The 13,023-nt window shown below is 52.8% G+C and carries 12 protein-coding genes; all 12 read left to right on the forward strand.

From position 1 onward, the window contains the following. Nucleotides 1-63 precede the first annotated feature (63 nt). The gene (locus SELR_RS05225; protein ID WP_014424159.1) at nucleotides 64-1,530 is read left to right on the forward strand and encodes an anthranilate synthase component I family protein; all 1,467 of its coding nucleotides are present in this window, start codon (nucleotides 64-66) and stop codon (nucleotides 1,528-1,530) included. Continuing rightward, nucleotides 1,527-2,093, forward strand: coding sequence for an anthranilate synthase component II (locus SELR_RS05230; protein ID WP_014424160.1), 567 nt, complete (start codon nucleotides 1,527-1,529; stop codon nucleotides 2,091-2,093). The genes SELR_RS05225 and SELR_RS05230 overlap by 4 nt, the downstream gene beginning before the upstream one ends. A 141-nt stretch (nucleotides 2,094-2,234) precedes the next feature. Then, entirely contained in the window at nucleotides 2,235-3,062 is an 828-nt protein-coding gene (gene ispH / locus SELR_RS05235; RefSeq protein WP_014424161.1) for a 4-hydroxy-3-methylbut-2-enyl diphosphate reductase, read from the forward strand. 2 nt (nucleotides 3,063-3,064) lie between these two features. Beyond that, complete coding sequence (rpsA, locus tag SELR_RS05240) at nucleotides 3,065-4,111, forward strand: 30S ribosomal protein S1 (RefSeq protein ID WP_080585497.1); 1,047 nt, start codon at nucleotides 3,065-3,067, stop codon at nucleotides 4,109-4,111. A 103-nt stretch (nucleotides 4,112-4,214) separates the two neighbouring features. Continuing rightward, nucleotides 4,215-5,627 (forward strand): DUF512 domain-containing protein, encoded by a 1,413-nt coding sequence (locus SELR_RS05245; RefSeq protein ID WP_014424163.1) that lies wholly within the window; start codon nucleotides 4,215-4,217, stop codon nucleotides 5,625-5,627. A 14-nt stretch (nucleotides 5,628-5,641) separates the two neighbouring features. Next, nucleotides 5,642-6,973, forward strand: coding sequence for a ribosome biogenesis GTPase Der (gene der / locus SELR_RS05250; RefSeq protein WP_014424164.1), 1,332 nt, complete (start codon nucleotides 5,642-5,644; stop codon nucleotides 6,971-6,973). Then, the gene (plsY, locus tag SELR_RS05255; protein ID WP_014424165.1) at nucleotides 6,973-7,569 is read left to right on the forward strand and encodes a glycerol-3-phosphate 1-O-acyltransferase PlsY; all 597 of its coding nucleotides are present in this window, start codon (nucleotides 6,973-6,975) and stop codon (nucleotides 7,567-7,569) included. The genes der and plsY overlap by 1 nt, the downstream gene beginning before the upstream one ends. Before the next feature lie 95 nt (nucleotides 7,570-7,664). Next, entirely contained in the window at nucleotides 7,665-8,111 is a 447-nt protein-coding gene (locus SELR_RS05260; protein ID WP_014424166.1) for an ACT domain-containing protein, read from the forward strand. A 24-nt stretch (nucleotides 8,112-8,135) separates the two neighbouring features. Beyond that, nucleotides 8,136-9,434: a homoserine dehydrogenase gene (locus SELR_RS05265; RefSeq protein WP_014424167.1), complete on the forward strand. Its 1,299-nt coding sequence runs from the start codon at nucleotides 8,136-8,138 to the stop codon at nucleotides 9,432-9,434. Between the two features lie 4 nt (nucleotides 9,435-9,438). Then, the gene (thrB, locus tag SELR_RS05270) at nucleotides 9,439-10,371 is read left to right on the forward strand and encodes a homoserine kinase (protein WP_014424168.1); all 933 of its coding nucleotides are present in this window, start codon (nucleotides 9,439-9,441) and stop codon (nucleotides 10,369-10,371) included. Between the two features lie 4 nt (nucleotides 10,372-10,375). Continuing rightward, entirely contained in the window at nucleotides 10,376-11,608 is a 1,233-nt protein-coding gene (locus tag SELR_RS05275) for a tRNA nucleotidyltransferase/poly(A) polymerase-related protein (RefSeq protein WP_041914276.1), read from the forward strand. A 7-nt stretch (nucleotides 11,609-11,615) separates the two neighbouring features. Further along, nucleotides 11,616-12,989 (forward strand): SGNH/GDSL hydrolase family protein, encoded by a 1,374-nt coding sequence (locus tag SELR_RS05280; protein ID WP_014424170.1) that lies wholly within the window; start codon nucleotides 11,616-11,618, stop codon nucleotides 12,987-12,989. The last annotated feature ends 34 nt before the right edge of the window (nucleotides 12,990-13,023 follow it).

Genomic DNA, 13,023 nt, shown 5'->3' on the forward strand with positions numbered 1-13,023 from the left:
TGACATAAAGCTGCTTAAATGATAATCTCTGAATATGTGAATGTTATCGAAGGAGGCTTTACTGTGAAGTTTTTTCCCGCGTTCAGTGATATAGAAAAGTTGAAATTGACTGGTCAGTTTGACATTGCACCGGTGAGCTGTGAGATCTTGGCGGATTTCATCACGCCCATGGAGGCACTGCGAATCTTAAAAAATACCAGCGAACATTGTTATCTGCTGGAATCGGCTCAGGCCAGTGACAAGTGGGGACGTTATACATTTTTGGGCTTTGAGCCGCGCATGGAAGTGACCTGCCTCAATGGGGAGTTCAAGGCTGACGGCAAGCTGGTGGCGGGAGCAGATCCCGCAGTAGAGATCCGCAGGATCATGGCAGGCTTCCGCAGCCCCCGGTTGGCGGAACTGCCACCCTTTACCGGCGGCCTGGTGGGGTATTTTGCTTTCGATTTCATCGGTTACAGCGAACCTAAGGCTAAAGTGGACGTAGAGGATACGGAAAACTTCCGGGACGTGGATCTGATGCTCTTTGACAAGGTCATTGCCTTCGATAATGTGCGGCAGAAAATCGTGCTGATGGTCAATATGTTCCTGAAAGATGGCGAGGCAGGTTATCAGCAGGCGGTGATGGAACTGTGCCGCATGGTGAAGCTCCTGCGCAATGGGACGAAAGGCGAGATTGTCAGCGGCAAACTGTTGGGGGAAGTGCAGCCGCTGTTCTCACAGCAGGAATTCTGCTCCATGGTGGAGAAGGCCAAGCATCATATCCATGAGGGCGATATTTTCCAGATCGTTCTTTCCAATCGCCTAGCAGCACCCTTCCAAGGCAGCCTGCTGAATACGTATCGGGTGCTCCGAACCATCAATCCTTCACCGTATATGTTCTATTTCTCCGGCCTCGATGTGGAGGTGGCCGGAGCTTCGCCGGAAACGCTGGTGAAGCTGGAAGATGGTATCCTGCATACCTTCCCGCTGGCAGGAACGCGTCCGCGTGGCAAGAATCCGGCTGAGGACAAAGCCCTGGAAGAGGAATTGCTGGCGGACGAAAAAGAATTGGCTGAACACAATATGCTCGTGGATTTAGGGCGCAACGACCTGGGCAAGATCAGTGAGTTCGGCTCTGTACAGGTGGAAAAGCTGCATTCCATTGAACGGTATTCCCATGTGATGCATATCGGCTCCACGGTGCGGGGCAAGATCCGTGCAGATAAGGACGCGCTGGATGCGATTGCGGCAGTGCTGCCGGCGGGGACGCTCTCTGGTGCACCGAAGATCCGTGCCTGCCAACTCATTGGTGAGTTGGAGGGCAATAAGCGGGGGATTTACGGCGGGGCCATCGGTTACATCGATTTTACCGGCAATATGGATACCTGCATCGCTATCCGCATTGCCTACAAGAAGAACGGTCAGGTCTTTGTGCGCAGCGGGGCCGGGATTGTGGCCGATTCCAATCCGGAGAAGGAATATCAGGAATGTATCAACAAGGCCAAAGCTGTGGTGCGTTCACTGGAATATGCGGAGGATGACGACTTATGATTTTGCTGGTAGATAATTACGATAGCTTTTCTTACAATCTATATCAGCTGATTGGCAGCATCAACCCGGATATCAAAGTGATCCGCAACGATGAGATGACTGTGGCTGAAATTGAGGCCCTGCAGCCGGACAGGATTATCCTGTCGCCGGGGCCGGGACGGCCGGAGGACGCAGGCAATATCATGGAGATTGCTGCCACGCTGGGGAAAACAATCCCTACGCTCGGGGTATGTCTGGGACATCAGGCCATCTGCGCGGCTTTCGGTGGCGTAGTGACTTATGCCAAGCAATTGATGCATGGCAAACAATCGGCCGTCCGATTTACCGAAGATTGTCCATTGTTTGCCGGCTGTCCGCAGGATATGCTGGTGGCCCGTTATCATTCTCTGGCAGCGGAAGCCGATAATTTGCCAGCATGTCTGAAGGTTACAGCAAAGACTGCTGATGGCGAAGTCATGGCGGTACAGCATCGGGATTATCCTATCTATGGGGTGCAGTTTCATCCGGAATCCATCATGACGCCTGCGGGCAAGACCATGTTGGAGAACTTCATCAATTTGTAAAAAAATACAAGGACAAACGGGAAATTTGTCAAAAAATTCCTTGCCAAAACCTACCGTGCTATGCTATTATGTATGTTAGATTGTGAAAACGGGCTAAAAGTATACCGTTTAGGCATAATTTACAATAATGGTGGTTGATGTATGGAAGTCATTTTAGCAGATTATCTTGGCTTTTGTTATGGCGTGAAAAGGGCCGTAAACATTGCACAAGAGAATGCTTCCCCAGATGGCACCGCTTCTACACTGGGACCTATCATTCATAATCCTCAGGTGGTCGATCGTCTCAAAGCCGAAGGCGTGGGTACCGTCGATCGATTGGAAGAGATGGAGAAAGGGACCGTGATCATCCGCTCTCATGGTGTGGGACCGGATATTTATGAGAAAGCGGAGCTTCGCGGTCTTGATTTAGTGGATGCAACGTGTCCCCATGTAAAAAAAGCGCAGTTGTCGGCTAAGCAATTGGCTGATGCGGGTTACACCGTGGTCATTGTCGGGGAGAAGCGTCACCCTGAAGTGCGCAGCATCTTCGAATGGTCCTATGGCAAGGCGACAATAATCGAGACAGAAGAAGAAGCAGATGCCTTGGATTCTTGTGCGAAGCTGGGGGTTGTTTGTCAGACAACCTTTTCCGGGGATAAATTCAAGAGTATCGTGACGCGTTTGTTGGAAAAATCCCGGGACATCCACATACAGCGGACCATTTGCACAGCGACAGACCAGCGCCAAAAGGCAGCGCTGGATTTGGCAGCCAAAGTTGATATGATGCTGGTGGTTGGCGGCAAGAACAGTGCTAATACCACACGGTTGGCTCAGATTTGTGCCGAAAAATGCTTAACTTACCATATCGAAACTGCAGCAGAATTGCAGGACGAGTGGTTTGATAAAATTGAAAAAATTGGTATTACAGCGGGCGCATCCACGCCTGACTGGATTATCAAGGAGGTATATAAAAAGTGTCAGAACAGATGAATATGGAAGAACTCTTAGCAGAGGCCGAAAACGCAATGCCGGATATCCAGGAACGTACCGTTGTTACGGGCGAGGTTATCCAGGTTTCCCGCGATGAGGCTTATGTTGATATCGGATACAAGCAGGAAATTGCTATTCCGAAGCGCGAGCTCGCTTACCCGGCTCCGGAATCCGCTGAGGATGTAGTAAAAGTTGGCGACAAGATCGATGTTTACATCGTTTCTCTGGGCGGCGACAACGGCGGTATCCTTTCCAAGGTCAAAGCTGACCGCATGGTTGCCTGGAAGGATATGGAAGCCATCATGGAACGCGGCGAAACGGTTCAGGCTACCATCAATCAGGTAGTCAAGGGCGGTCTCGTGGCTTCTGTTAACGGTCTCCGCGGCTTCATCCCGGCTTCCCAGATGGAACTGCATTTCGTAAAGGATCTGTCCGTTTATGCTGGTCAGACGGTTGAGTGTGAAATCATCGAAATCGATGTACATAAGCAGCGCCTCGTTCTTTCCCGTCGCAAGCTCCTCGAAGCTGTTCGCGCTGAGAAAGAAGACGAAGTATTCTCCACGCTGCAGCCGGATACGATCGTTCGTGGTACCGTTAAGCGTATCGTGGACTACGGTGCATTCATCGATATCGGCGGCGTAGATGGTCTGGCTCATATTTCCGACCTGGCTTGGAACCGCGTGAAGCATCCGTCTGATGTTCTGGAAGTTGGCCAGGAACTGGATGTATACGTGAAGAGCATCGATCAGGAAGCTAAGCGCATTTCCCTGTCCGTAAAAGACACCATGCGTGATCCCTGGCTTGACAATGCTGAAAAGTACGCTGAAGGCGACATCATCGAAGGCAAAATCATCAAACTGACGGACTTCGGTGCATTCATGGAAATCGAACCGGGCTTCGATGGCCTGATTCCGATGGGCGAGCTGGCTGAAAAGCGCATCGAACGTGCTGATGAAGCTGTTCATGTTGGCGATGAAGTCAAAGTTAAGGTTCTGCGCATCGACACGAAGCGTAAACGCATTTCGCTGTCCATCACGAAGGCTAACTAATTCGCCTTATTAGATAACAGAATACCTACAGGGGAGTGATGTTTTCCATCACTCCTTTGTTTTAGTGATGGATGATATAGGACTGAATGAAAGAGATATAGATATGAGTAAGGAATATGCTGGGATTATCTCCAGAGTAAATGAGGGGAGTCTGGCGGAAGAACTGGACCTTGTGCCCGGCGATAAGATCATCGCCATCAATGACCAGCCCCTGCGGGATATCATCGATGTGAGCTTTGCCATGGCCGATGAAGAGATTGACCTGACGATAGAGCATGCGGATGGCGAGCGGGAAATCATTTCCTTTGACAAGGATTTTGATGAAGAACTGGGCGTAGAATTTGAGTCCGCTGTATTTGACGGTATCCGTAATTGTGCCAATAACTGCTATTTCTGCTTCGTCAATATGATTGCCCCCAATATGCGGGGCAGCCTGTCCATCAAGGATGATGATTACCGCCTGTCCTTTCTCTATGGCAACTTCGTGACCATGACCAATATGGGGCCGGCGGATTTCAGGCGCATTGAGCAATTCCATCTGTCACCCCTCTATGTATCCGTGCAGTGCATGAATCCCGAACTGCGGGCAGAAATGCTGCGCTGCAAGGGAGCAGCCCGGATTGCTCAGCAGCTGGATAATCTGGAAAATGCCGGTGCGGATTACCATACCCAGATTGTGCTTTGTGCGGGCCTTAATGATGGGGAGGAATTGGAACGTTCCATCCGGGAAATCGCTGCCCGCCGCCCCCATGCTCTGTCCATGGCCATTGTGCCGGTGGGCATCACCAAATACCGCACCGATCCCTTCCCCCTCAAGCAATTTGATCGCGAAGGGGCGGCTAAGGTTATCGATATGGTGGAGACGTGGCAGAAGAAGTTCCAGCAGGAAGAGGGACGCACTTTTCTCTATCTGGGGGATGAGTTCTACTTCCTGGCTGGCCGGGAAGTGCCCCCCACGGATTTCTATGACGGTTTCCCTCAGCTCGATAATGGCATTGGCCTGACCCGCAGCTTTATCAATGACTGGGAATTGAAAAGTCAGGAATTTGACCAGTCAGCCGGCTATGATGAGCCCTTTATCATCGATGTGGTCACGGGGACGTCTGTTGCTCCGATGCTGGAGCAGCTGGCCAATTCCCTGAAAGTCAAAAATCTGCAGGTGCGTATCGTGCCGGTGGAAAATAAGCATTTTGGTTCTACCGTCAATGTTTCCGGCCTGCTGACGGCGAAGGACATCCTCGAAACATTGCAGGAAATGCCGGATGGGGATAAGCGGCAGGCTTTGATCATCCCGGAACCGGCCCTTAGAGCTGGGGAAGATATCTTCCTTGACGATATGACCTTGCAGGAATTTGCTGCCCATTTCCCAGATATCCGCGTGGAACCTGTGCAGGGGGGGGCGGATTTCTTCCGGGCACTCACGGACTGGTCAAATTACCATAAGAACCGCAGCAGTGAAACTGCCTATACTTGGCAGAGCAATGCAGGCTATACGAAGCCTGTAGATAATGAATAGAAAGAAGGTAAACAATGAGCAAACCTATCGTTGCCATCGTTGGCCGCCCGAATGTGGGCAAGTCCACCCTGTTCAATCAGATTGGCAAGAAACGCGTTTCCATCGTTGACGATATGCCGGGCGTAACCCGGGACCGAATCTATCTGGATGCCGAATGGCTGAACCATGAGTTCACCATGATCGATACCGGTGGTATCGAATTCGATGAAAGCAACCATATCCTGAAATCCATGCGCAGCCAGGCGGAAATCGCCATGGAAGAGGCGGACGTTATCCTCTTTTTGGTGGACGGACGTGCTGGCCTGACCACCTCGGATGAGGAAGTCGCCAAAATCCTGCGCAATACCAAAAAGCCCGTTATCTTGGGCGTCAATAAGATTGATAGTCCTCAGCTGGAAATGAACATCTATGAGTTCTATAACCTGGGGCTGGGCGATCCGATTCCCCTTTCTGCGACGAACGTCATGAACTTAGGCGACCTGCTGGATGCCATCGTGGCGGCTTTCCCCGAGGAAGTTCCCGAGGAAAAGGACGAGGATGAAATCAGCATCGCTGTAATCGGCCGTCCGAATGTGGGCAAGTCCTCGCTGGTCAATCAGCTCTTGGGTGAAGAGCGGGTTATCGTCAGCGATGTGGCTGGCACCACCCGTGATGCCATCGATACCCATTTCGTCAAGGACGATATGAAGTTCATGCTGATTGATACCGCCGGTATGCGCCGCCGCGGCAAGATTGACGAGCCCGTGGAGCGCTACAGCGTTATGCGTTCTTTGCGTGCTATTGACCGTGCCGATGTGGTGCTGATGGTCATCAATGCCTTTGAAGGCATTACTGAGCAGGACAAGAAGATCGCCGGTTATGCCCATGAATCCGGTAAGGGCGTGGTCATCGTGGTCAACAAATGGGATATTTTCCCGGACAAGGATGACAAGTCAACCTTGCGCTTTACCGAAGAACTGCGCGAGGAAATCGGCTTCCTGCAGTATGCTCCGGTGCTCTATGCGTCGGCTCTGACCGGTCAGCGTGTGGGTCGCGTGACGGAACTCGTGAAGTACGTAGCCGAACAGCAGTCTATGCGCATCAAGACCAGCGTCCTCAACGAACTGATCCGGGATGCCGTGTCCATCAATCCGCCGCCCATGCATCGCGGCCGCCGCCTGAAGATCCTCTTCATGACCCAGGCCGACATCAAGCCGCCCAAGTTCATCATCTTCGTCAACGATCCGGAACTCATGCACTTCTCCTACCTGCGGTTCATTGAAAACCGCCTGCGGGAAATGTACGGTTTTGAAGGTACGCCTATCCGTCTGATTGTCCGTGCCCGGGATGAGGAGGAGGATTATTGATGGAGAACATGCTGATTGCAGGTATCCTTTCCTATATCCTCGGTTCCATTCCCAATGGCCTCTGGCTCGGTAAGGCTGTCTGGCATATGGACCTGCGGGAGCATGGCAGTCATAATATCGGTGCCACCAATGCCTGGCGCACGCTGGGCAAGACCGCCGGCACCTGCATCTTCCTGCTGGACTTTGCCAAAGGCGCTTTGAGTGTTTATCTGGGCTCTTTGCTCGTGGGAACGCCGCTCTTTATGATTGTCTGCGGCATCCTGGCCATTGTGGGGCATTCCTGCTCCCTGTTCCTGAAGTTCAAAGGGGGCAAGGGCGTAGCCACGGGGCTCGGCGTCATGGTGATGCTGATGCCTCTGCCGGCACTGATCGTGTTCTTGATCTGGCTGGCCATTGTCAAGGTGACCGGTTATGTATCCTTAGGCTCCATTGTGGCCGCAGCCTGTGTACCGGTACTGGCCTGGCTGCAGGGCTATACTTTGGAATTCATCCTGTTCGGTGTGTTGGCGGCGGTGTTTATCATTGTCCGTCACCATAGCAATATTGGCCGTCTTATGAATGGCACAGAGAGTAAAATTCAAGCGGCAAAACGCTGACGAGTGGACAAAAGTAAAAAATACAGTGACAATGTATACAAACTGTGTTATACTATCTTTTGTCAGTAGAAAATTATCCATTGGAGGCGTAATACATGAACGAACAGAAAAGCGGTTTTTTCCTCGTCCGTGAAGAGATCCTTCCGGAGGCAATCAAGAAAACCATCAAAGTAAAAGAGATGCTTAAACGTGGCGATGCTCGTACCATCAATGAAGCAGTGGAGAAAATGGAACTGTCTCGCAGTGCCTATTACAAGTACAAGGATTATGTTTTCCCCTTCTATGAAGCCAGCCAGAACAAGATTGTCACGCTGACGTTCCTTCTTGAGCATAAGAAGGGCGTTCTTTCCAGTGTGCTGAATACCATTTCCCAGGATTCCGGCAGCGTCATGACCATCAATCAGGGCATTCCCCTGCAGGGGGTGGCCAATGCCACGGTGTCCATCGAAACCATGAACCTCAGCGTAGATCTGGAAGCTCTTCTGGATAAGCTGCGCATGGTAGATGGCGTCAAGCGTTTGGAAGTTCTCGGTCAGGCATAATTGAATAGTAAAGGGGTGTACCGTATGCAGAAAGTGATTAAGATTGGCGTGCTGGGTGCCGGAACCGTTGGTTCCGGGGTAATAAAGGTATTGGAGATGAATCATATCCAAATTACCGAGCGCGTGGGAGCAAGACTAGAGGTTAAGCAGGTCTTAGTGCGGGACTGCAGTAAGGTGCGCCCTTTTTTAGAAGGCATCAAGGTTACGGACAAGATTGAGGATATCCTGCAGGATGAAGAAATCCAGATTGTCGTAGAACTCATGGGCGGGCTCAAACCGGCCAAGGAATACATGCTGCGCGCCATGGATGCGGGCAAGAGCGTCGTGACGGCGAACAAGGATGTGGTGGCCCAGTTCGGCAAGGAAATGTTTGCCAAAGCTGAGGAGAAGAATGTGGACTTCCTCTTTGAGGCCAGCGTCGGCGGCGGCATTCCCATCATCACGCCGCTCAAACAGTGCCTGACCGCCAATAAGGTGACGGAAATCATGGGCATTGTCAATGGCACCACCAACTATATGCTGACCAAGATGACGGAATGTGGCAGCGACTATGACAGCGTGCTCAAGGAAGCCCAGGAGAAAGGCTATGCGGAAGCCAATCCTTCGGCCGATGTGGATGGTCTCGATGCGGCCCGCAAGGCGGCAATCCTGGCTTCGCTGGCCTTCAATACCCGGGTGGAGCTCAAAGACGTATCGGTGGAAGGCATCACGAAAATCACTCCGGATGATATCGAATATGCGAAAAATCTGGGTTATGTGATCAAGTTGCTGGCTGTGGGCAAGGATACGGCAGAATTTGGCGTGGATGTCCGGGTGCACCCGGTGTTCCTGCCCAAGGATCATCCGCTGGCCTCGGTCAATGGCGTGTTCAATGCCATCTTTGTGCGGGGCAATGCCATCGGCGATGCCATGTTCTATGGTCAGGGCGCCGGTTCCCTGCCGACGGCTTCGGCTGTGGTGGCGGACATCATCGATGTGTCCCGGGATATCCTGCACGATAACTTCGGCCGGGTACGCTGCACCTGCTATGAGGATAAGCCCATCTGCCCCATCGAGAAGACGAAGTCTTCCTATTATGTGCGCCTGCTGGTTGACGATAAGCCCGGTGTATTGGGCTATGTGGCTACGGCTTTCGGCAATGCCGGCGTCAGCCTGGAATCCGTTATCCAGACGCACCGCAATATCGTGGATCATGCAGAAATCGTCGCCATTTCCCATCGGGTGGAGCATGCGCAGATTGAAGCAGCTTTGTCCGCCTTGAAGGCTCTGCCGGTAGTGGACGAGATCCGCAGTGTCATTCGTGTCGAACAGGAACGGGGGTAAGCCATTGGATAGTCGCAGTATCTGGGTGAGAGTCCCGGGAACAAGTGCCAACTGCGGTCCAGGCTTTGATTCCATCGGCCTGGCCTGCACGGTCTACAATGACTTGCAGTTGAAATTGACGGAAGAGCCGGGGTGCAAGATTACCATCAGCGGTGCCGGCGCCGAAAATATTCCCTGTGATGAGCGCAATATCGTCTGGCAGTCCATCCAATATGTCCTGAAAAAGGCCCATATGGAGGATACCTATAAAGGGGCTGTCATCCATATGGAAAACAATGTGCCCCTGTCCCGTGGGTTAGGCAGCAGTGCCACGGCAATCGTGGCCGGGCTCAAGGGGGCCAATGCGCTCTTGAACAACCGCTTCACCCGCAAGGAGCTCCTGCAGTTCGCCACGGCCATTGAGGGGCATCCCGACAATGTGGCGCCGGCTATCTATGGTGGCTTTACCATCAGCGCGACGACCCGCGGGGATGTGGAATGCTTTACGCTGATTCCCAAGATGCGCCTGAAGCTCGTGGTGGCTGTGCCGGATTTCCCCTTGTCCACGAAAAAGGCCAGGGAAGTCCTGCCCAAGGAAGTATCCATGCAGGATGCCATCAATAATATCAGCCGGGCCGCGATGATGACGGCGGCACTTTGCAAGGGCAATGAGAAATTCCTGCGCAATGTGTTTGACGATGCTCTGCATCAGCCGTACCGTGCCTCCCTGATCCCAGGCATGTATGATGTGTTTGGGGCAGCGAAGAAAGCCGGTGCCTTAGGCGCCAGCCTCAGTGGTGCCGGTCCGTGTCTCATAGCCTATTGTCTCCAGCGCCGTCATGTGGAAGAAGCGGTGGGGCAGGCCATGAAGGAGACTTTTGCTCAGCATGGTGTCAATGCGGATATCCTGATCATGGATCTCGATACCCGTGGGGCACATATCATGAACGATAAATAAGCTTATGAAAGAAATAGAATTTGTGACTACAGTCCGCGCCGCAGGCGCCCGCGTGTTTATCGTGGGCGGCTGGGTGCGGGATTTTTTGCGTCAGGTACCGGCGCATGACAAGGATTATATGGTGGCAGGCATCGACGAGGAAACATTCCAGCGAGCTTTTCCCCATGCACCGCGGGTGGGCAAGGCTTTTCCCGTGTATCTGGTGGAGATTGACGGCCAGCATGCGGAAGTGGCCTTTGCCCGCAAGGAGGAGAAGCAGGGAGAAGGCTACCGTGGCTTTGCCGTGGAATATGGCAAGGATGTAACCCTCGAAGAGGATCTATACCGCCGGGATACCACCATCAACAGCCTGGCCATGGAACTGCCAGGCGGGGAGATCTTTGACTTCTACGGTGGCCGTCAGGATATGGAGCAGGGAATCATCCGGCCTGTATCCCATCACTTTGCCGAAGATCCCGTGCGGGCCCTCAGGGCGGCGCGGCAGGCGGCGGAATTTGGTTTTGTCCTGTCGGCTGAAGCCAAAGCAGCTATGGCTTCATGCCGGGAGGAACTGGCCAAGGAACCCACGGAGCGCTTGCTGCAGGAGCTCAAGCGGGCGCTGATGACCGAAAAGCCATCGCTTTTTTTCCGCGCCCTGCAGGAGACTGGCCTATTGCAGGTGACGTTCCCGGAACTTGCGGCACTGATCGGCAAGACGCAGCCTGAGGCCTTCCATCCAGAAGGGGATGCCTTCGAACATACCATGCTGGTGGTGGACAAGGTGGCAGCAGAAACCGATGACCTTATGGCCCGGTTCTGTGGCCTTGTCCATGATCTTGGCAAGGGGCTCACGCCTGCGGAAATGCTGCCGCATCACTATGGCCATGAGGAAAAGGGCGTGGAGGTGCTGCATAGCTGGAACCGTCGCATGACCTTGCCGAAGCGCTGGGTGCAGGCGGGAAAATTTGTCATTGCGCAGCATATGCGGGCAGCACGTCTGAATAAGCCCGGTAAGATTGTGGAACTATTGCTCAAGGCGGCGGCGGTGCCACTGCCGGTGGAAGGATTTCAAGCAATAATCCGGGCCGACCATCACAGCCTGCCGCCTTATCTGGAGGAGGCGCCAGCCATTATTGCCAGGCTGCTGCAGGTGGATGGTCATCAGGCACCGAATACGCTGAAAGGCCCGGAAATCGGTACCTGGGTGCGGAATCAGCAGATCCGGATTTTCCGGGATTATCGCTTTAAGGAGATTTAATGTTGTTATGACCTGGTTGCGTCGGAAACGAACTTATATATTGATTGTGGCCCTGACTCTTTGCGTCATTGGCGGTGCCATGGGCGGCATCCTTTTTTATCAGGCACAGAAGTCACATATGGTGGGAGCGGACAATAAATTATTGGCCACCACGGAGCATACGCCGGTGTCTTTTTCGCCAATCCTGGAATGGGAAAAGGATACGGATGCTGTTTTCTATGAGGTGGAATTCTTTGCTTCTGCGCCGTTCTTTTTGGATGCGGACAGTGAATCCTCTGCGGCTATCTACCGCACGCGGCGGGTGTATCAGAACCGTTACAATCCGCCCCTGCGTGAATTTGCCAAGGATTATCTGGGAAAGCGGCCACTTTATTGGCGGGTGCGCTCTATGGACTTTGACGGCAATCCTATGACGCCCTTCAGCAAGCTGGCGGAACTTTGGACCAGCCCGGATATCCCCCCCATGGATGCGCCGGAAATCGTCACGGATTATTCCGGCGAGCGGGGCACGGCACTTTTGTATCCGGTCTATCATTGGGTGCAGCAATATAATGCCAAGCGATATGAAGTGGCACTCTATCATGAAAATCCCGAGATCAATACCAATGCCCAGCCCTTTGCTGCTTTATTTGCGGATATGTCGGAGATCTATGATCCCGCGCCGCGTCCGCTGGTAAATGGCTTTTATTGGCGGGTATTGTCCTTCGATAATGACGGCAATATCTTAGGTAAGTGGTCGAAGGTGCAGTATTACAAGGTATCGCCAAAGGATAATTGGGAAGTGGGCGTACTCGGTGACAGCATCAGCCATGGCGGCGGCCGTTTTTCCTTCGGTCCGGCAGATTTTGAGTTCAGCTATTTAAGATATCTGGATTTCCCCGCAGTGAACTTGTCACAGAGCGGCGATACCGCACAGATGACGAGGGATCGCTTTGATAAGGATGTAGTACCGTTCCATCCACATTATCTGCTGATCATGACGGGCAGCAACAGCCTGCGGGCCGGGGAGGATCCCCAGGTGGTCATTGACTGCCTCAAGACCATTCAGCGCAAATGCTTGGAGAATAATATTGCCCCGATATTCCTGACCTTACCACCGGTGAATCCCGACAATATCCAGCATATCTTCAAGGAGCCGACAGCGCCGGATTATCAGGAACGCTTTGCCGTGGTCAATACCTATATCCGCAGCCAGGTCTATATCGATACCGCTGCGGCCTTTGACTGCCCGGACGGCCTGCTGCCCACGAAATATGCCCTCGACGGCCTGCATCCCGATGTAATCGGCAAGAAGCTGATGGGTGAGAGAATCAACAGCGAATGGCCCAAGGCCAAGGCCAAGGCCGACAAACTGCTGATAAACTATCAGACCGAAGAATAAAAGCCTTCCCCTAGAGGGGAAGGTGCCCCGTAAG

It is taken from the genome of Selenomonas ruminantium subsp. lactilytica TAM6421 (assembly GCF_000284095.1).
Classification (GTDB): Bacteria; Bacillota; Negativicutes; order Selenomonadales; family Selenomonadaceae; genus Selenomonas_A; species Selenomonas_A lactilytica.